The organism is Paraburkholderia caffeinilytica, from assembly GCF_046030355.1.
GTDB classification, from domain to species: domain Bacteria; phylum Pseudomonadota; class Gammaproteobacteria; order Burkholderiales; family Burkholderiaceae; genus Paraburkholderia; species Paraburkholderia caffeinilytica_B.
The window spans coordinates 250,986-270,811 of sequence record NZ_JAQQCQ010000009.1 but is presented as its reverse complement, the minus strand read 5'-3'; the positions used below and the strand labels follow the sequence as shown (position 1 = coordinate 270,811).

Annotated in this window: 20 protein-coding genes; 2 read left to right on the top strand and 18 right to left on the bottom strand. The window is 62.4% G+C overall.

Features of this window, described 5'->3' with window-relative positions; all coding sequences use genetic code 11:
• Positions 1-274: 274 nt before the first annotated feature.
• Genes PQQ95_RS16610 through PQQ95_RS16600 form a run of 3 tightly spaced genes read right to left on the bottom strand, consistent with a single transcriptional unit; the run spans position 275 to position 2,799 of the window.
• On the bottom strand, positions 275-1,075 hold the full coding sequence (locus PQQ95_RS16610; RefSeq protein ID WP_408438453.1) for a MetQ/NlpA family ABC transporter substrate-binding protein: 801 nt from the start codon (positions 1,073-1,075) through the stop codon (positions 275-277).
• 46 nt (positions 1,076-1,121) lie between these two features.
• On the bottom strand, positions 1,122-1,775 hold the full coding sequence (locus tag PQQ95_RS16605; RefSeq protein ID WP_054037200.1) for a methionine ABC transporter permease: 654 nt from the start codon (positions 1,773-1,775) through the stop codon (positions 1,122-1,124).
• Entirely contained in the window at positions 1,765-2,799 is a 1,035-nt protein-coding gene (locus tag PQQ95_RS16600) for a methionine ABC transporter ATP-binding protein (protein ID WP_211613575.1), read from the bottom strand. Before PQQ95_RS16600 ends, PQQ95_RS16605 begins: the two co-directional genes overlap by 11 nt.
• A 250-nt stretch (positions 2,800-3,049) precedes the next feature.
• On the opposite strand from PQQ95_RS16600, the gene PQQ95_RS16595 reads away from it, so the two are divergent.
• Positions 3,050-3,964 carry an alpha/beta hydrolase gene (locus PQQ95_RS16595; protein WP_408438452.1) on the top strand — a complete coding sequence of 305 codons (915 nt, stop codon included), beginning with the start codon at positions 3,050-3,052 and terminating at the stop codon, positions 3,962-3,964.
• Between the two features lie 151 nt (positions 3,965-4,115).
• On the opposite strand, the gene PQQ95_RS16590 is transcribed toward PQQ95_RS16595, so the two are convergent.
• Positions 4,116-4,916, bottom strand: coding sequence for an enoyl-CoA hydratase (locus PQQ95_RS16590; RefSeq protein ID WP_408438451.1), 801 nt, complete (start codon positions 4,914-4,916; stop codon positions 4,116-4,118).
• 63 nt (positions 4,917-4,979) lie between these two features.
• Positions 4,980-5,903 (bottom strand): histone deacetylase family protein, encoded by a 924-nt coding sequence (locus PQQ95_RS16585; RefSeq protein WP_408438450.1) that lies wholly within the window; start codon positions 5,901-5,903, stop codon positions 4,980-4,982.
• A 281-nt stretch (positions 5,904-6,184) separates the two neighbouring features.
• On the opposite strand from PQQ95_RS16585, the gene mltB reads away from it, so the two are divergent.
• Positions 6,185-7,333, top strand: coding sequence for a lytic murein transglycosylase B (gene mltB, locus PQQ95_RS16580; RefSeq protein ID WP_408438461.1), 1,149 nt, complete (start codon positions 6,185-6,187; stop codon positions 7,331-7,333).
• A 157-nt stretch (positions 7,334-7,490) separates the two neighbouring features.
• Here the strand turns inward: mltB and cysM are convergent, their stop codons facing one another.
• The 13 genes from cysM to PQQ95_RS16515 all read right to left on the bottom strand — a co-directional run bounded on the left by cysM (position 7,491) and on the right by PQQ95_RS16515 (position 19,815).
• Positions 7,491-8,393, bottom strand: coding sequence for a cysteine synthase CysM (cysM, locus tag PQQ95_RS16575; protein WP_408192183.1), 903 nt, complete (start codon positions 8,391-8,393; stop codon positions 7,491-7,493).
• A 275-nt stretch (positions 8,394-8,668) separates the two neighbouring features.
• A complete protein-coding gene (locus PQQ95_RS16570; protein WP_408438449.1) occupies positions 8,669-9,052 on the bottom strand; it encodes a ComEA family DNA-binding protein in 384 nt (127 codons plus the stop codon).
• Between the two features lie 77 nt (positions 9,053-9,129).
• Positions 9,130-10,122, bottom strand: a complete 993-nt coding sequence (gene rfaD / locus PQQ95_RS16565; RefSeq protein WP_408438448.1) for an ADP-glyceromanno-heptose 6-epimerase — start codon at positions 10,120-10,122, stop codon at positions 9,130-9,132.
• 146 nt (positions 10,123-10,268) lie between these two features.
• Positions 10,269-11,276 carry a D-glycero-beta-D-manno-heptose-7-phosphate kinase gene (gene rfaE1 / locus PQQ95_RS16560; RefSeq protein ID WP_408438447.1) on the bottom strand — a complete coding sequence of 336 codons (1,008 nt, stop codon included), beginning with the start codon at positions 11,274-11,276 and terminating at the stop codon, positions 10,269-10,271.
• On the bottom strand, positions 11,230-12,645 hold the full coding sequence (locus PQQ95_RS16555; RefSeq protein WP_408438446.1) for a UDP-glucose dehydrogenase family protein: 1,416 nt from the start codon (positions 12,643-12,645) through the stop codon (positions 11,230-11,232). The genes rfaE1 and PQQ95_RS16555 overlap by 47 nt, the downstream gene beginning before the upstream one ends.
• Before the next feature lie 126 nt (positions 12,646-12,771).
• Positions 12,772-13,947, bottom strand: a complete 1,176-nt coding sequence (gene lapB / locus PQQ95_RS16550) for a lipopolysaccharide assembly protein LapB (RefSeq protein ID WP_408438445.1) — start codon at positions 13,945-13,947, stop codon at positions 12,772-12,774.
• Positions 13,948-14,016: 69 nt separating this feature from the next.
• Positions 14,017-14,310: a LapA family protein gene (locus PQQ95_RS16545; RefSeq protein ID WP_074282569.1), complete on the bottom strand. Its 294-nt coding sequence runs from the start codon at positions 14,308-14,310 to the stop codon at positions 14,017-14,019.
• Complete coding sequence (locus tag PQQ95_RS16540) at positions 14,307-14,537, bottom strand: hypothetical protein (RefSeq protein WP_408438444.1); 231 nt, start codon at positions 14,535-14,537, stop codon at positions 14,307-14,309. The genes PQQ95_RS16545 and PQQ95_RS16540 overlap by 4 nt, the downstream gene beginning before the upstream one ends.
• A 29-nt stretch (positions 14,538-14,566) precedes the next feature.
• Positions 14,567-14,893, bottom strand: a complete 327-nt coding sequence (locus PQQ95_RS16535; protein WP_028200079.1) for an integration host factor subunit beta — start codon at positions 14,891-14,893, stop codon at positions 14,567-14,569.
• Positions 14,894-14,925: 32 nt separating this feature from the next.
• On the bottom strand, positions 14,926-16,659 hold the full coding sequence (gene rpsA / locus PQQ95_RS16530) for a 30S ribosomal protein S1 (RefSeq protein ID WP_408438443.1): 1,734 nt from the start codon (positions 16,657-16,659) through the stop codon (positions 14,926-14,928).
• Between the two features lie 169 nt (positions 16,660-16,828).
• Complete coding sequence (gene cmk / locus PQQ95_RS16525; protein ID WP_408438442.1) at positions 16,829-17,515, bottom strand: (d)CMP kinase; 687 nt, start codon at positions 17,513-17,515, stop codon at positions 16,829-16,831.
• A 35-nt stretch (positions 17,516-17,550) separates the two neighbouring features.
• Entirely contained in the window at positions 17,551-18,855 is a 1,305-nt protein-coding gene (gene aroA, locus PQQ95_RS16520; RefSeq protein ID WP_408438441.1) for a 3-phosphoshikimate 1-carboxyvinyltransferase, read from the bottom strand.
• Positions 18,856-18,873: 18 nt separating this feature from the next.
• The gene (locus PQQ95_RS16515) at positions 18,874-19,815 is read right to left on the bottom strand and encodes a prephenate dehydrogenase (protein ID WP_408438440.1); all 942 of its coding nucleotides are present in this window, start codon (positions 19,813-19,815) and stop codon (positions 18,874-18,876) included.
• Positions 19,816-19,826 lie beyond the last annotated feature (11 nt).

Below are 19,826 nucleotides of genomic sequence, written 5' to 3'. Positions count from 1 at the left end.
TCTTGACTGGCACCAGGATTTTCATGCACACGCTCCAAAGTTACGAATACGTCAACCCAACGGACATTATAGCGACTGCCCTCATGGCCGCCTTGTCGCGGGCGCTCTAGCAGAAGGATATCGCTCCTCAGTGGCGTGACGGCAATAACGAACGATCGTTCTATTTTAATCTCGAAAAAACCCGGGAGACAACCCCGGGTTAAGACTTACGACTCTAATTTTGCATTGCCGTCATGTTTTGCCAGGCGAACCGGTCGAAAAAATCGGCGCCAGATCACCAGGCGGTGATCACCGCCCCGCCAAACTTGTTCTCGATAAACTGCTTCACTTCCGGCGAATGATACGCCGCGACCAGCTTCGCAACCCACGGCTTGCCCTTGTCAGCTTCGCGAATTGCGATGATGTTCACGTACGGACCCTGCGGGTCTTCGATCGCGATGGCGTCCTGCTTGGGCTTCAAACCCGCCTCCATCGCAAAGTTCGTATTGATCGCGGCGGCGTCCACGTCGTTCAGCGAACGCGGTATTTGCGCAGCGTCGAGTTCGACGATCTTCAGCTTCCTCGGATTGTCGACGATATCGAGCGGCGTCGCCTTCAGGCCTGCGTCCGCGCGCAGCTTCAGCAGCGCCTGCTTCTGCAGCAACAGGAGCGCCCGGCCGCCATTGGTCGGATCGTTCGGCACAGCGATCTTCGCGCCCGGCTGCAATTCAGCCAGCGTCTTCACCTTCTTCGAGTAGATGCCCATCGGGTACGTGACCGTATCGGCGATACGAATCAGCTTGTAGCCGCGATCCTTCACCTGGGCCTGCAAGTACGGGTCATGCTGGTAGCTGTTCGCGTCCAGGTCGCCGCCGGCGAGCGCCGCGTTCGGCTGCACGTAGTCGGAGAACTCGACGATCTTGATGTTCAGGCCGTTCTTTGCCGCGACCGTCTTCACGACTTCCATGATCTGCGCGTGCGGGCCGCCGGTGACGCCGACCTTGATCGTGTCTTCGGCGTGGGCCGCCGTGGCGGCAGCGAACAGCGATGCGGCGCCGAATGTGGCGGCCAGCTTGAGAATGAAACGACGTTGCATGATGGACCTTTTTCGAATCTGCCTGACGGGTTCCGATGACCCTTGTTTATTTATGGCTCAAACGACGCACGAGCCAATCCCCGAACGACTGCACCAGTTGCACGAAGACGATCAGGATCACCACGACCGTCACCATCACTTCCGGCAGGAAACGCTGATACCCGTAACGAATGCCCAGATCGCCGAGCCCGCCGCCGCCGATCGCGCCGGCCATCGCCGAATAGCCGACCAGGGAGACAAACGTAATCGTCAACCCGGCGACCACACCCGGCAGCGACTCCGGCAACAGCACCTTGAAAACGATCTGGCTGGTGGTCGCGCCCATTGCCTGCGCCGCTTCGATCAGACCGCGATCGACTTCGCGCAAAGCGGTCTCGACCAGACGCGCGATAAACGGCGCCGCGGCGATCGTCAGCGGCACCACGGCCGCAGCCGTGCCGATCGACGAACCCACCACGAGGCGCGTGAACGGAATCACAGCGACCAGCAAGATGATGAACGGCGTGGAACGCACCGCGTTGACGATCACGCCCATCACGCGATTCACGGCGATGTTCTGCAACACGCCTTGACGATCAGTCAGATACAGCAGGACGCCGAGCGGCAAACCGACCGCCGCGCCGACCAGTCCGGAGATGCCCACCATCACGAGCGTTTCCCAGAAAGACTGGACGAACATATCGAACATTTCACTCAACATACGACAGCTCCTCTACCACTACACCCTGTTCGCGCAGATACGTCAGCGCTTCTGCCACCTTCGCCGGTTCGCCGCCCGCGAGCACCGCGAGCGAGCCGAACGCCTGCCCCTGGATCTCGTCGATCTGGCCATGCAGGATGTTGAAGTCGAGTTCGTAGCGGCGGATCGTTTCCGACAGGATCGGCTGATCGACACCCGAACCGGTGAACGCCAGGCGCAGCAGGTGGCCACGGCCGGTCTTCAGGCGTTCAGCTACGCGCGCCTTCATCGCGGGCGGCAGTTCCTGCGCGATCACGTCGCCGATCAGCGCACGCGTCACTTCATGATGCGGTTGCAGAAACACGTCGATGACCTTGCCCTCTTCGACCACGCGGCCGGCATCCAGCACTGCGACGCGGTCACAGACCTGCTTGATCACGTCCATCTGGTGCGTGATCAGCACGATCGTCAGGTTCAGTTCGCGATTGATGCGCTTGAGCAATTCGAGGATCGCGCGTGTGGTTTCGGGGTCGAGCGCCGAAGTCGCTTCGTCGGAGAGCAGCACCTTCGGCTTGCTTGCCAGCGCACGCGCGATGCCCACGCGCTGCTTCTGCCCGCCGCTGATCTGCGCCGGATACCGATCCTTCTGCGCCGACAGACCGACCAGTTCGAGCAGCGGCAGCACGTTCGCCTCGATCTCATCGCGCTTCATGCCGGCGAGTTCGAGCGGCAACGCCACGTTCTCGTACACCGTGCGCGACGACAGCAGGTTGAAGTGCTGGAAGATCATGCCGATTTCGCGACGCGCCTCGCGCAATTGCGCGGCCGGCAGCGTCGTCAGATCGCGGCCGTTGACGACGATGTTGCCTTCGCTCGGGCGCGTCAGCAGGTTGAGGGTGCGCACGAGCGTACTCTTGCCCGCGCCGCTGCGGCCGATGATGCCGAACACCTCACCCGCCGGAATCGACAGATTGACGTTGTGCAGCGCCTCGACCCAGCCCCGGGGTCCGGCAAACCGCTGGGAGATATTGCGTATTTCGATCATGGAAAAACGAAACGGCGGAGTTGCCAACGAGCGTTGTGCGCTCCCGACAAGCGGCCGCCGTTGCTTTTATTGGGATTTGAGCCCGCAATTCTACCGCAGCGCCGTCATTCCCTTTAATAATCAATTACGATCTTTTCATAACCCCATGGAATTAGAGGCGTGCCCGGTGAGAGATGCTCGCGTGCGCTTGCCCGCTACGACTATGATCGGGCGATTCGGAATCAGGACACGTTCAGGACAATCAGAAGCTATGGAAACAACTCGATCCGGCAATGTGCGTCCCGCAGCGGATGCCCCTGCAGACGCCCCGAAAGGCGGTGCCGCGCCGCGCTCGACGGTGACGACAAGCGACGGCGTCGCCCTGCCGTTGTATCGCTGGCCCGCCACGGCACCCCTGCGCGGCACGGTCGCGCTGGTACACGGGCTCGCGGAGCACGCCGGGCGCTACGCGGCGCTGGCGGATCGACTGAACCCGGCCGGCATTGAACTCGTCGCCATCGATTTGCGCGGACATGGGCATGCGCCGGGCAAACGTGTGTGGGTCAACCGCTTCGACGATTATCTGCTCGACGCTCAGGCATTGCTCGATGAAGCGGCAACTAGCTGCGCCCCTCTGTTCCTCATGGGCCACAGCATGGGCGGCGCAATCGCGGCGCTTTACGCGATCGAACGGCTCGAGGCAAGCGGGCGTCGTCTGAGCGGTCTGATCCTGTCGAGCCCCGCGCTCGCGCCCGGTCACGATGTACCGCGCTGGATGCTCAAAGTGAGCCAGGTGATCAGCCGCATCTGGCCGACCTTTCCGGCGATGAAGATCGACGCGGCGTTGCTGTCGCGTCTTCAGTCCGTGGTGAACGCCAATCGCAATGATCCGCTGGTTCATCACGGTGCGATTCCCGCGCGCACGGGCGCGGAACTGCTGCTGGCGATGGCGCGCATCGAACGCGGCCGTGCGGGCCTGCGCGTACCGCTGCTGGTGTATCACGGCACCGCCGACAAGCTCACCGAACCCGAAGGCAGCCGCGATTTCGGCGCGCACGCGGGCTCGCCGGACAAGACGCTCACCCTGCACGAAGACAGCTATCACGAGACGATGAACGATCTCGATCGCGATCGCGTGATCGGCGCGCTGATCGACTGGATCGAGAAACGGCTACCCAAAGCCTGAGCGCTGCACAGCGTTTCGACATCGACAAACGAGATTGCGTGGGCCGATGCGCGGACGCTCCAGATTTCAGCATCGGAGGGCGGCATTTAGAAACGCCGGCATCCGCACGCGTGGGACGAGCGCGGGTTTCGACACGAGCGACCTGGCCCGGCTAGTGTTTCCAGTCCGGCGGCCGTTTGTCGATGAAGGCCTGTACGCCTTCGAGCGCGGAGTCGTCCATCATATTGCAGGCCATGGTTTGACCGGCTAACTGATACGCCGCTTCGATGCCCATCTCGAGCTGGCGATAGAACAGGCCCTTGCCGGCGCTCACCGCTTCGACAGGCTTCGCGCAGATGCTTTTCGCGAGCCGTGCGACCTCTGCGTCGAGCGCATCTGCCGGCGCGATGCGATTCACGAGGCCTTGCTGCTTCGCCTGGATGGCGTCGATGAAATCGCCGGTGAGCAGCATTTCGAGCGCAGCCTTGCACGACAGATTGCGCGACAACGGCACCGCAGGCGTCGCACAGAAGAGACCGAGGTTGACACCCGAGACGGCAAAGCGCGCGGTATCGGCCGCAACCGCCAGATCGCACATCGCGACCAGTTGACAACCCGCCGCCGTAGCGATGCCGTGCACACGCGCGATCACCGGTTGCGGCAGGCGCTGGATCGTCAACATCAGTTTCGTGCAGCGCGCGAACAACGCCTGGTAATAAGCGAGCGACGGCGCCGCGCGCATTTCCTTCAGATCGTGCCCCGCGCAGAACGCGCGGCCGGCGCCGGCGATCACCACCACCCGCGCATCGGATTCCGCCAGCGCCGTCAGCGCCGACTGCAACGCGTCGAGCAGGGCTTCGGAAAGCGCGTTGAAGGCATCGGGCCGGTTCATCGTCAAACGAACGACACCCGGCACGCCGTAGGCGTCGTGTTCGATTTCGATCAGCGACGCACTGCGCACCTCGGCATTCATGGCTCGCTCCTCGTTGAATTCATGCATTTCGCGACCTTCGCGCAGCTTTTGTCGCGTGGCAGTTCAGATCCCGGCCAGCGAGCGCACATGTGCGACCACGCTGCGCCCCAGCGCCGACAGGTTGTAGCCGCCTTCGAGGCAGCTGACGATCCGTCCACGCGCATAGCGCTTCGCGATCTCGCGCACCTGGTCGGTGATCCATGCATAGTCGTCTTCGACGAGGCCCATGTTGCCGAGATCGTCCTCGCGATGCGCGTCGAAACCGGCCGAGATGAAGATCATCTCCGGCTTGAATTCATGCAGGCGCGGGAGCCACAGCATATCGACCGCGTCGCGCACCGCCATGCCTTTGGAGCGCGCCGGCATCGGCACGTTGCACATGTTGGGCGCCTGATTGTCGGCGCCGGTGAAGGGATAGAACGGATGCTGGAAGATGCTGCACATCAGCACACGCGAATCGCCCGAAAAGGCCGCTTCGGTGCCGTTGCCGTGATGGACGTCGAAGTCGATGATCGCCACCCGCTGCATGCCATGCACCTCGAGCGCATGACGTGCGGCAATCGCGACGTTGTTGAAAAAGCAGAAGCCCATCGCACGCGCCGGCTCCGCATGGTGCCCGGGCGGGCGCACGCTGCAGAATGCATTGTCGTAGCGGCCTTCGATCACGGCATCGGTCGCGGCCACCGCGGCGCCGGCCGCGCGCAACGCGGCCTGCAGCGTGTACGGGTTCATCGACGTGTCGGGATCGATTTCGGCGAGACCTTCCGCCGGCGAACGGCTGCGCACGTAATCGACGTGGGCTTGCGTATGAACGCGCAATAGCGCGGCTTCATCGGCGAGCGGCGGCGATTCGCGCTCGATCAGCGAGTCGATGCGGCTCGCGATCAATTGATCTTCGATTGCCTGCAGGCGCGCCGGACATTCGGGATGCCATTGCCCCATATCGTGCAGCAAACAATCGGCGTGGGAATAGAAGCCTGTTGCCATGATTCTCGTCTGCGACGCGGCGCTTTCAAGGCGCGCGCGGCGTGTCTCCGTCCAGGGGGCGCGCACACTGGGCGCGCCAACATTTGCCAAGTTACCACACCATGCGACTGTGACGCGCTGGGCACAGTTTTGCAGAAGGCGTCGGGTATACTGCCCTGTCCGTTTCCCCCGTCTCTTTCGCACTGCGCCCCTAGCTCACTATGACCGTCAAGCTTGCTCTGTCTGCACGAAACCGGCTACGCATGAAGACCGCAACTGCCGCACTCTCCGTCGCATCGTGCATGTTCATGGCAACCAGTCCGGCAATGGCGCAAAGCGCCGGGAAGCAGCCACCGCTGCTGCTCACGCAAAGCCAACCGCAACCGGCGGTGCCGCAAGGGCAAACCTTCGAAGAAGAGATCATTCCGCAGCGCTACGCGAACAACCCGAATGTCGACGCGTTCATCGCCGATATGTCCGCGCGCTACGACTTCGACGAGGCCGCATTGCACGCCCTTTTCGCGCGCGTGAGCTATTCCGCTACCGCGGTCAAGCTCGTTACGCCGTCGCCCTCCCCGTCGATCAAGAACTGGCGCGTCTATCAGTCGCGCTTTCTCGACCCGGTGCGCATCAACGCCGGCGTGCGCTTCTGGCGCGCCAACCAGGCCACGCTGCAACGCGCCTACGAAGAGTTCGGCGTGCCGCCGGAAGTGATCGTCGGCATCATCGGTGTGGAGACGATTTACGGGCGCTTCATGGGCAACTTCCGGGTGCTCGACGCGCTGACCACGCTCAGCTTCGACTATCCGAATACCGCCAATCGCGCCGATCGCCAGGCGACCTTCCGCAAGAATCTTGAAGACTACCTGGTCTGGACGCGCGATTCGCAAATCGACCCGACCACCGTGCTCGGTTCCTACACCGGCGCGATCGGGATTCCGCAGTTCCTGCCGAGCAGCATCGTGCAGTACGCGGTGAGCTATGACGGCAACAAGCAGATCGACCTGCGCACGAGCCAGGCGGATGCGATCGGCAGCGTGGCGAACTATCTGCGCCAGAACGGCTGGGAAAACGGCCGGCCCGTGGTGTGGAAGATCGGCTCGGACGCCGGCAGCCTGGGCGTGGCGCAAGCGGCCGCCGACGGTAAGCCGGAGCCGCATTGGCCGCTGGACCAATTGCTCCGTGCCGGACTGCTGCTGAACGAGCCGGGAATCGATATCGCGTCGGAAGCCGGCACGCCGGTGACGGTGGTCGATCTGCCGTCGCCGGGGCGCGGCACCGAGTACATGCTGGGTTTGAAGAATTTCTATGTGCTGACGCGCTATAACCGCAGTTTTTTCTACGCCCTGGCGGTTTATCAATTGGGCCAGCGGGTCAAAGCACAGATGGAAGCGAGCGACGCGGCGAACGCCGGCAGCAATGCGGCGGCGCCGGGTGCGGCTTCGCAATGAGCTGAGCCGCGGCGGCTATCAGATACCAGTCGCCAGATACTCACTGCGTCACAAACGCATAGCACGCGGGGTAGCAAGCAAAAAAAAGCGCCGGTTAAACCAGCGCTTTTTTATTGGCTAACTCGTCTCGCGGGCCACTCACTGCGCCGCAGCACAATCAAGCGGGAAACACACCCGTCGACAGATACCGGTCACCCCGATCGCAGACGATAAACACAATCGTCGCGTTCTCGACCTGGCGCGCGACGCGCAGCGCCACCTCACAGGCCCCGCCTGACGAGATACCGGCAAAGATCCCTTCGACCGAGGCCATGCGCCGCGCCATCGCCTCGGCTGCGGCCTGGCTCACGTTCTCGACGCGGTCCACGCGGCTACGATCGAAAATCTTCGGCAGATAGGCTTCCGGCCATTTACGGATGCCCGGAATGCGCGAACCTTCTTCCGGCTGCGCGCCGATGATCTCGATCGCCTGATTCTGTTCCTTCAGATAGGTGGACACGCCCATGATCGTGCCGGTCGTGCCCATGGACGAGACGAAGTGCGTGATACGCCCTTCGGTGTCGCGCCAGATTTCCGGGCCGGTGCCTTCGACGTGCGCGGCGGGATTGTCCGGGTTCGCGAACTGGTCGAGGATGATGCCCTTGCCTTCGCGCTGCATCTGTTCGGCCAGATCGCGCGCGTATTCCATGCCGCCCGTGACCGGCGTCAGCACGATCTGCGCGCCATAGGCGGCCATGCTCTGACGACGCTCCACCGAGAGGTCTTCCGGCATGATCAGCACCATCTTGTAGCCGCGGATCGCCGCCGCCATTGCCAATGCGATGCCGGTGTTGCCGCTGGTCGATTCGATCAGCGTGTCGCCCGGCTTGATGCGCCCACGCGCTTCCGCTTTCTTGATCATCGACAGCGCCGGGCGGTCCTTCACCGAGCCTGCGGGGTTGTTGCCCTCGAGCTTCGCAAGGATCACGTTATTGCGGCTGCGGATCTCGTCGTCAGGAAGCCGGACGAGTTGCACGAGCGGCGTATCGCCAATCGTGTCTTCAATCGTTTTGTAAGCCATATCGGGTCTGGTGCTGTCGATGCGCGGAGTCTTCAATCCATCGATTCTAAACCACCGAGGGCGCGGCTGCCGTGCGGCCCTTCTGCCCGCATGGATGCAGGCGCCGGCCGACGAGCGCGCGCAACGCAAAAAACCCGCGGCTGAGAACCGCGGGAGCCAGTCATCTGCATGACAGCTGAAGGAGTGTTCTTACCCACTCCGACCATGAAGGGGAACGACGGGAGCGGACCGGGCGCGCGGAGGTGACCCGCCTCGCACGCCCGGCCCGCGTCAGGCTATTTCTTCACCGCCACAGTGGCATTGCTCTTCTGGGCAGTGGCCGCATTGGCGCCATTGCCCGCAACGGCCGCGCCCTTGCTCTGTGCAGACGCCGCAGCCTGCGGGTTAGCAGCCGCGCCAGCCGGACCGACAGCGAGACCCTCCGCTTGCAGGCGCTCGACGGTATGCCCGCCCATGCCTTTGACGCGCTTGCCGAGATCGGTCGGATCCTTGAATGGACCATGCGCTGTACGCTCTTCGAGAATGGCTTTCGCTTTGGCAGGACCGATGCCCTTGATGCCACGCAGCGCATCCTCGTTAGCCGTGTTGACGTCGACCGCCGCATACGCGTGGCCAAAAGCGGCGAGCATGGCCGCGGTAACCAGAATTTTTCGAAACATATGGAATCTCCCTCGTACAACCGGTTGGCGACCATCACCAACCGGGAGATTCCAGTTTAAAGAGGTATCCGAAAGATTTACACCTGGCCGAATAGCCAACGTACGTAGCGATCGACACCTTCCTGCACGCTCAGAAACGGCGCGTCGTAACCGGCGGCACGCAGCTTCGTCTGGTCGGCCTGCGTGAAGCATTGGTATTTGCCGCGCAGTGCATCGGGGAACGGGATGTATTCGATCAGCCCGCGCTGCACCTGATCCGCGAGCGACAACGGCGGCTCGTTGTTCAACGCGCGCAGCGTATTGACCACCGTGCTCGCAATGTCGTTGAACGGCTGCGCGCGGCCACTGCCCAGATTGAAGATGCCCGACTTATCCGGATTGTCGAAGAAGAACAGGTTGACCTTGACCACGTCTTCGACAGAAACGAAATCGCGCGTCTGCTCGCCCGCGGCGTAACCGTTGTATTCGCCGAACAGCTTGACCTTGCCTTCCGCGCGGAACTGGTTGAAGTTGTGAAACGCCACAGACGCCATACGCGCCTTATGCGTTTCGCGCGGCCCGTACACGTTGAAATAACGGAAGCCGGCAATCTGGCTCTTCGCGGTGGGCAGCACGCGGCGAATCACCTGGTCGAACAGGAACTTCGAATAGCCGTACACGTTCAGCGGCTGCTCGACTTCGCGCTCTTCGACAAAGCGGCTCGAGCCGCCGTACGTGGCCGCCGAGGACGCATACAGAAACTGGATGTTCTGCTCAAGACAGACGTCGAGCACTTCGCGGCTATAGCGGAAGTTGTTGTCCATCATGTAGCGGCCGTCGGTTTCCATCGTGTCCGAGCAGGCGCCTTCGTGGAAAATCGCGCGCACTTTGCCGAAGTCGCCCCGCTTGAAGCGCTCGACGAATTCGGTCTTGTCGAGATAATCGTCGATCTCACAGTCGACGAGATTCTTGAACTTGTCCGCGCGCGTGAGGTTATCGACCGCGATGATGCGATCTTCACCGCGCTCGTTGAGCGCCTTGACGAGATTACTGCCGATAAAGCCGGCTGCGCCGGTGACGATGAGGGTCATGATGATCCTGCGGTAATGGGCTTTGCATGGGATCAGAGTAAGTGCGCGGCACCCACTCCGATCGACAGCTCAATTGACGCCTCGCGGATCCCTCTTGTGCGCCGCCAAAACTGAAGCGCGCAAAACAGGAAACCCCGCGGGCCGCATCAATGAAAAAGTTCGTCGTAGGTGACGGTGGCGGTGCCGAGTTTGCCGACCACGATACCGGCCGCGCGATTCGCGAGCCCGACCGCCTCGACCAGCGTAAGACCCGCGCCGAGCATGGCGGCGAGCGTGGCGATCACGGTGTCGCCCGCGCCCGATACATCATACACTTCGCGTGCGACAGCCGAAGTGTGCAGGATGCCGTCGTCCGCGAAGAGCGTCATGCCCTCTTCCGAACGCGTCAGCAGCAGCGCCTTGAACTCGAGTTCGGTGCGCAGTTTCGTTACGCGAGCGAGCAGATCCTCTTCGGATTTCCACTGCCCAACCACCTCGCGCAATTCGGCGCGATTCGGCGTGATCAGCGTGGCGCCGCGATAGCGCTCCCAGTCGTCCCCCTTCGGATCGACCAGCACCGGCTTGCCCGCCGCATGCGCCCTGGCGATCATCTGCGTGACGTGCGTGAGGCCACCCTTCGCGTAATCGGACATCAGAATCACGTCGTGCGACGGCAGCAGGTCGTCGAAACGCGCGAGACCCGCGAGCAGCACTTCGTGCGCCGGCGAGTTTTCGAAGTCGACGCGCAACAACTGCTGCTGACGCGACAGCACACGCAGCTTGATCGTGGTGAGCAAATCCGGATCGCGCTCCAGATGCGGCGCTACGCCACTTTCGCCGAGCAGTTGCACGATGCGCTCGCCAGGCTCGTCATGGCCGACCACGCACAGCAAACCCGCTTGCGCGCCGAGTGCAACCGCATTGCGCGCCACGTTCGCCGCCCCGCCGAGACGGTCTTCCTGGCGCTGCACATGCACGACCGGCACCGGCGCTTCCGGCGAAATGCGGTTCACGTCGCCGAACCAGTAGCGATCGAGCATCACGTCGCCGACCACCAGCACGCGCGCCGCACCGAGGCGCTCGCGCGGCACCACGGTCAATGCGGACGTGGGCGTGGACAGAGCGGCCTCAGGCATTGCTGGAGACATCGGCCGGAAATTCAGAGGGCTGGGCATAAGGTCGTCCGATCGAGTGATAGTCGATGCCGAGCTCGATCATCGCGTCCGGCTCGTACAGATTTCGGCCGTCGAAAATCAGCGGCGACTTCAGCACCGATTTCAGGTACACGAAATCCGGGCTCTTGAATTCCTTCCATTCGGTGACGACCACGAGCGCATCGGCGCCGGTGAGCGTTTCGTCCTGAGTGCCCGTGAATGTGAGACGCGCAAGCTGCTCCGGTGCATCGTGCAGATCGATGGCGAATACGCGGCGCGCTTCGGCCACCGCGACCGGATCGTACGCGCGAACCTGGGCGCCACGTGCCAGCAATTCAGCGATCACGCGACGGCTCGGCGCCTCGCGCATGTCGTCGGTATTCGGCTTGAACGCGAGACCCCACACGGCGAATGTACGGCCGCTCAGGTCTTCCCCGAGCTTGCCGGTAATCTTTTGCACCAGCACGTCTTTCTGCTTGTAGTTCACTTCCTCGACCGCTTCGAGGATGCGCAGATTGTGGCCGCTCTCGCTGGCGGTGCGGATCAGCGCCTGCACGTCCTTCGGGAAGCACGAGCCGCCGTAGCCGCAACCGGCATACAGGAAGTGATAGCCGATGCGCGGATCTGAGCCGATGCCGCGGCGCACCGCTTCAATATCCGCGCCGACCCGATCCGCCAGATTCGACATCTCGTTCATGAACGAGATGCGCGTGGCGAGCATCGCATTGGCCGCGTATTTCGTGAACTCGGCCGAGCGCACATCCATATACAGTGTGCGTTCGTGATTGCGGTTGAACGGGGCGTACAGCCGCTTCATCAGCTCGCGCGCGCGCAGGCCCGCTTCGTCTTCGTCGCTGCCGAGCACAATGCGATCAGGACGCATGAAATCGTCGACCGCCGCGCCTTCCTTCAGAAACTCAGGATTGGACACCACGGAAAAGCGGTGCTGCTCGCTATTGGCAAGACCGCGTTTGGCCAGTTCCTCTTCGACCACTGCGCGCACGCGTTGCGCCGTGCCGACCGGCACCGTCGATTTGTCGACGATCACCTTGAAACCGTTCATCGTGCGGCCGATGTTGCGCGCCGCTTCGAGCACGTATTGCAGATCGGCCGAGCCGTCTTCGTCCGGCGGCGTGCCGACGGCGATGAACTGCACCTCGCCGTGCGCCACGCTCGCTTCAATATCCGTCGAAAACGTGATGCGGCGCGCCTTGCGCGTGCGGGCGATCATCTCAAGCAAACCCGGCTCGTGGATCGGCACGCCGCCGTTGTTGAGAATTTCGATCTTGCGCGGATCGACGTCGAGACAGAAGACGTCATGGCCGATTTCGGCGAGGCACGCGCCGGTGACAAGGCCAACATAGCCCGTGCCGATAATGGTGATTTTCATACGCTTTCCGGTAGAGGGTTCCGGTGAGGGTTTCTCGTAGTGACCAAGGCCGTCATGATCCCGCCCGGCCTAATCCGCCTGACGAGCTGCCGTCGTTGCGGCGCGGCTATAAGATTGCATTGGCGATCAATTCGACGCCGTGATCGGTTCGACGCGACGCGGCGCATAGGTTTCCCAACCGCTGCAACCCGGGCACTGCCAGTAGAACAGCCGCGCCCTGAAGCCACAATTCTGGCACGTATACCGTGGCAGATTTTTGGTGCGCTGGCGAATCAGCGTACGCATCAGTTCGAGTTCGCTGCGCCGCGGCTCTTCCGCAGCGGCCTCCTGCGCTTCCAGGAGACGCGTCATACCTGCCAGATTCGGCGACTTCTGCATCTGCGAGCGCGCCAGCGCATGCGCGGCGTCGGGTCCGCGGACGGCCGCAATGTGCTGATAGGTCACGTCGAGCAGATCGTTCGACGGATAGCGGTCTACCCACGTAATGAGCAGATCGGCGCCATCCTGCGGACGGCCCAGCGCCTCATACGCCTTCATCAGCTTTTCAGCGACGAGCGGCAAATAGGCGGGATTCTGCTCCTCGACGCGCCGCCATTGGGCGATAGCCGCTTCTTGCGAGCCAGCCGCCGCGTCAACGTCGCCGAACAGGATCGTGGCGCGTACGTTAGTGGAGTTAGCCTTCAACGCAAAGCCCAGCTGACGGCGCGCCTCATCGGCGTTTTTCTGCTGAAGCGCTTCCTGGGCGAGCTCGCAATGGAACTGCGCGATTTCCTTGTCGAGCGACTCCGCGCCCATTGTTTCCAGATGGCGCGCGATATCGATCGACTTAACCCAGTCTTTCTCGATCTGGTAGATGGTGAGCAGTGCACGCTGCGCGCCCAATGCGTAATTGCCTGTTTCGAGTGAGCGGAACGTCTCTTCGGCGCGATCGAGCAAACCGGCCTTCAGGAAGTCCTGGCCCAGTTCATACAGCGCGTGATCGCGTTCGGTGACGGGCAGATCAGTGCGGCTCAGCAGGTTCTGATGCACGCGAATCGCGCGGTCCGTCTCCCCGCGGCGGCGGAACAGATTACCCAGCGCGAAGTGCAATTCGACTGTTTCCGGGTCGAGTTTGACGACTTCGATAAACGCGTCGATCGCCTGGTCAGGCTGCTCATTGAGCAGGAAATTCAGACCGCGGAAGTACGAACGCGGCAGGTTGGCGCTTTCGGACAGCAGCGTCTTGAGGTCGTAGCGTGCGGCCATCCAGCCGAACGCAAAAGCGACGGGTATGACAAGCAGCCACCAGAAGTCTAGATCCATGCGATTAATGCAAATGTGCGGGACAGCGGAAACGGAAAGCCACGCTTCAGACGCGCGGCAGAAGACAACTTAGATCAGCGGCGGCATGGGCGGTTGCTCGACCACGACCGGGGCTTCGCGCGCCACACGCAACTCGCGCTTGAGCCGGCCATTTTCCATGCGCAGGCGCACCATGGCCGGCATCGACGACACCAGCCCGGCCAGCAGCCCCACCACGAAGAACGCGAGGCCAATCAGAATCAAAGGCGCCGACCACGCATAGCCAGCGAGGAAATTCAGCGTAGCGGGTTGTGTATTGGAGAGCGCGAGCACCAGCAGGAGCACGAACACCAGCACACGGATCAGCCAGACGATAAATTTCATGAATAGGTCTCTTGACGGCAGTTGCGGGAGGACGCCGGCTTGATGACGCGTCGCGCCACGGTGTTGCCCGCGCCGAAGTGACCCGTATTGTAATGGAAGCCCTCGCGACTGGGCAGGAACTGGCTGATGGAGGACTGACGCGGGAGAAACTGCGGACGAAAAAAAAGCGCCCGAAGGCGCTTTTTCTGGTCTTTTGCCGTCTGGCTTTGGCCGCTGACGCTACCCATGCCATGCTGCGAACCGCACAGCCAAGCATTTACAGGTCGTCGTCATCCGGCTCATCAGCCTTAAGCGGCTCGCCCGAACGTCGGTCTACCCGCTCGCGCAACTCCTTGCCCGGCTTGAAGTGCGGTACGTACTTCTCAGGTACCAGCACCTTCTCGCCCGACTTCGGATTACGCCCGACGCGGGAGGGACGACGATTAAGGCCGAAGCTGCCGAAGCCGCGAATTTCAATGCGATGACCGTTGGCAAGCGCCTCCGACATCGCATCAAGCATCGTCTTCACCGCGAAATCCGCATCTTTAAGTACAAGTTGCGGAAATCGCGTAGCCAGCTGGGCGACCAATTCCGATTTGGTCATACTGCAGCAGACCTCTCAAGAAAACTCAAGGCTTACTGGTTCTGGCCGTCGAGCTTGGCCTTCAGCAACGCGCCGAGGTTCGTCGTGCCGGTAGCAGCCGAATTCGAATCCGACGAAGCCAGGCCGCGGATCGCTTCCTGTTGCTCAGCCGAATCCTTGGCCTTGACCGACAGGTTGATACCACGCGACTTGCGATCGATGTTGATGATCATCGCGTTGACCTTGTCGCCTTCCTTCAGCACATTGCGCGCATCTTCCACGCGGTCCTGGGCGATTTCCGAAGCACGCAGGTAGCCTTCGACTTCCGCCGACAGCGTAACCACTGCACCCTTCGCATCTACCGTCTTGACCACGCCGTCGACGATCGAACCCTTGTCGTTCATTGCAACGAAGTTGCTGAACGGGTCGCCTTCGAGTTGCTTGATACCCAGCGAAATGCGTTCCTTCTCGACGTCGATGCCGAGAACGATCGCTTCCACTTCGTCGCCCTTCTTGTACTTGCGAACTGCTTCTTCGCCCGTTTCGCTCCACGACAGGTCCGACAGGTGAACCAGACCGTCGATGCCGCCCGGCAGACCGATGAAGACGCCGAAGTCGGTGATCGACTTGATTGCGCCTTGCAGCTTGTCGCCCTTCTTGAAGTTGCGGCTGAAGTCGTCCCACGGATTCGGCTTGCATTGCTTCATGCCGAGGCTGATACGGCGGCGGTCTTCGTCGATTTCGAGAACCATGACTTCGACTTCGTCGCCCAGCTGAACAACCTTCGACGGTGCAACGTTCTTGTTTGTCCAGTCCATTTCCGACACGTGAACCAGGCCTTCGATGCCCGATTCGACTTCGACGAATGCGCCGTAGTCGGTGATGTTGGTGACCTTACCGAACAGGCGCGTGCCCGACGGGTAACGGCGGGAAATGCCTTCCCACGGATCGTCGCCCAGTTGCTTGATACCCAGCGAAACGCGGTTCTTCTCTTGATCGAACTTGAGGATCTTCGCGGTGACTTCCTGGCCAACCGACAGCACTTCGCTCGGGTGACGCACACGACGCCATGCGATGTCGGTGATGTGCAGCAGGCCGTCGATACCGCCGAGGTCCACGAACGCGCCGTAATCCGTGATGTTCTTCACCACGCCTTCCACGATCGCGCCTTCCTTCAGCGTTTCGAGCAGCTTTGCGCGCTCTTCGCCCTGGGTCGCTTCGATCACGGCACGGCGCGACAGCACGACGTTGTTACGCTTGCGGTCGAGCTTGATGACGCGGAATTCCAGCGTCTTGCCTTCGTACGGGGTCGTGTCCTTGACCGGACGCGTGTCAACCAGCGAACCCGGCAGGAACGCGCGGATGCCGTTGACCATGACGGTCATGCCGCCCTTGACCTTGCCCGTGATCGTGCCGGTCACGAGTTCGTTGTTGTCGAGAGCCTTTTCCAGCGACAGCCACGAAGCCAGGCGCTTCGCCTTGTCGCGCGACAGGATCGTGTCGCCATAGCCGTTTTCCAGCGCGTCGATCGCGACGGAAACGAAGTCGCCCGCCTGCACTTCTACCTCGCCCGCGTCGTTCAGGAACTCTTCGAGCGGGATGTAGGCTTCGGACTTGAGACCAGCGTTGACGACCACGAAGTTGTGGTCAACACGCACGACTTCGGCGGAGATCACTTCGCCGGCGCGCATGTCTTGCTTGGTCAGCGACTCTTCGAACAGAGCCGCAAAAGATTCGGTATTCGGGTTGGAAGTTTGCAGGTCGGACATAAAAATCAAAATTTGCATGGTGCTCGCGGTGCCCGGCTGGCCGGACGGTCAGCAACTTCGGCGAATGCGAATGCCACGCGGGGTTAAGGGGTTAAAACACGCTCCACGACACTCGCGGAGCACCTACTGACAACGCTACTTCTCACTTCTTTTCTACTGCGCCCACTGCTCAGATGCCACTCGGACATCAGGCATGCGGGACCCATGCTTCATACCATTGCACCACCTGCTCGACCGCCTGGTCGATGGACAATGCGGAGGTATCAAGCAGCTTTGCATCCGCTGCGGGCTTGAGCGGCGCGGCCGCGCGCTGACTGTCACGCTCGTCGCGCTCACGCAAATCCCGGAGCAAGTCATCTATATTAGCAGAAAATCCTTTTTGGATCAATTGCTTATGCCGGCGCGCCGCGCGAGCCTCGACGCTGGCGGTCATGAACACCTTCAGCACCGCGTCCTGGAAGATCACCGTACCCATATCGCGGCCGTCGGCGACCAGCCCCGGTTCCTTGCGGAAAGCCCGCTGACGGGCCACCAGCGCGGTTCGCACGGGCGCGTGCACGGCAATCGCCGACGCGCGGCTGCCGACTTCCTCGGCGCGAATGTCGGCGGAGACGTCGGCGCCGTCGAGCAGCGCCAGCCCTTCGCGAAAGGTGATGTGCAGATCGTCGATCAGTTTTACAAGCGCGTCGACGTCATCCGCCACGATGTTGTAGCGCATGCTGGCCAGCGCGGCGAGCCGGTACAGCGCGCCGCTATCCAGTAAATGGAAGCCGAGATTCGCGGCAACCAGCGCGGCCACGGTGCCCTTGCCGGAAGCGCTGGGGCCGTCGATCGTAATGACGGGCGTCTGGTGAAAGGGACGGATCGGTTTCATCGAAAAAGTCGCACGTCGGTCGATTCAGGAGCGAATCAGGGTTGAGCGAGCGCGGTGAAGCGCTCGAAATAATCGGGGAACGTCTTGCCGACGCACTTCGGGTCGTTGATCCGAATCGGCACGCCGCCCAGACTCACGAGCGAGAAGCACATCGCCATGCGGTGATCGTCGTAGGTGTCGATCGAGGCGTTCGGAATCAGCTTTTCAGGCGGTGTGACGACGAGAAAATCCTCGCCCTCCTGCACCTTCGCGCCGACCTTGCGCAGCTCGGTGGCCATCGCGGCGATCCGGTCGGTTTCCTTCACACGCCAGCTGGCGATGTTGCGCAGCGTGGTCGTGCCGTCCGCAAACAGCGCGGCGACAGCGATCGTCATCGCGGCGTCCGGAATCAGGTTGAAGTCCATGTCGATCGGATCGAGCTTGCCGCTGTCGTTACCGACACCGCGCACTTCGATCCAGTCGTCGCCCATCTGCAGGTTCGCGCCCATCTTGATGAGCGCATCGGCGAAGCCGACATCGCCCTGAATGCTGGAGCGGCCCACACCTTCCACCCGCAGCGGGCCGCCGCCGAGCGCGCCGGCCGCGAGGAAATAGGACGCCGACGACGCATCGCCTTCCACCATGATCGTGCCCGGGGACTGATAGCGCTGCCCCGCCGGCACGACGAACTGATGCCACTCATGACGCTCGACCTTGATGCCGAAGCGCTCCATCAGCTTGATCGTGATCTCGATGTACGGTTTCGAGATCAGCTCGCCGTCCACCTGCACGATGCTCACGCCGCTTTCCGTCCGCAACAGCGGCAACGTCATCAGCAGCGAAGTCAGGAACTGGCTCGACACGTCGCCGCGCACGCGGATCGGCGCGTCGGCCGTGATTTGCGCCGGGCGAATCCGCAGCGGCGGATAGCCTTCATTCTCTTCGTAGTCGATCCTCGCGCCGATCTGCCGCAAACCGTCGACCAGATCGCCGATCGGACGCTCGTGCATGCGCGGCACCCCGTGGATGCGATAGTCGCCGCCATTCACCGCCAGCGCCGCAGTCAGCGGACGCACCGCCGTACCGGCATTGCCGAGAAACAGATCGGCTGTGCGCGCCGTGAACGCGCCGCGCGTGCCGCTCACGACACAGGTGTCGCCTTCGCGCTTCAGACGCACGCCGAGCTTTTCGAGCGCGTCGAGCATCACGCGGGTGTCGTCGGAATCGAGCAGATTCGTGATCGTCGTTTCGCCTTCGGCGAGCGCGGCGAGCAGCAGCACGCGATTCGAAATGCTTTTCGAGCCGGGCAAACGAACCGTGCCGGACGCGCGAGAGAATGGTCCGAGATCGAGGAATTCCATGATTGAGTCCAGTTCCGGTTATTTCGAGGCGTCGCCGAGGGCGGCCCCCGCACTGCGCTGTTCTTGCCATCCGCTGCGCGCGACGCGCGAGCGCGCGAACACGGCTTCGAGCGCGGCGCCGTCGCCTGCTTCGATCGCCGCGCGCAAACGCGCGAGCACCGCCGTGTAGGCATCCAGTTCGTCCAACAGCGCAGCGCGATTGGCCACACATACGTCACGCCACATTTCCGGGCTCGACGCGGCGATGCGCGTGAAGTCGCGGAAGCCGCCAGCGGCGAATGAGAATTTCAGCGCGGCGTCGGGCGAATTGAGAATCTGCTCGACCAGCGCGAAAGACAAAACGTGCGGCAAATGGCTGACCGATGCGAGCACGCGGTCGTGTTGCTCGGGTGTCATCTCCCGCACACAGGCGCCGGTAGCGCGCCACATTGCGGCAACGCGTTCGACCGCTTCCGGCGCGTTCTCCGGCAGCGGACACAACACGACATTGCGGCTCACGTACAGATCGGGGAGTGCCGCATCCGGGCCACTCGCCTCACGGCCGGCAATCGGATGTCCCGGCACGAACTGGCCGATGCGCGCGCCAAGCGCCGCGCGCGCGGAAGCCACCACGTCAGACTTGGTGCTGCCGGCATCGGTGACGATCGTACCGGCGTCGAGAAACGGCGCAATGCGTTCGAGCAGCGGCTGCGTCTGCGCGACAGGCGCGGCAAGCAGCACGAAATCCGCGCCGGACAACGCGGCGCGCAGCGCGGCGTCATCGTTTAACGCCGCGGCCCCGTCGACCACGCCCAACTCAAGCGCGCGTGCCGTCGACGCGGAGGAACGCCCGACACCAATCACGGTTCGCGCACCTGCTGTCTCGCCCCGCTCACGCAGCGCGCGCGCGAGCGATCCGCCGATCAGGCCGACACCAAAAATCACCAGCTTATTAAATGAAAACGCGGCCACGTCGGTCACAGAAAAAGCGC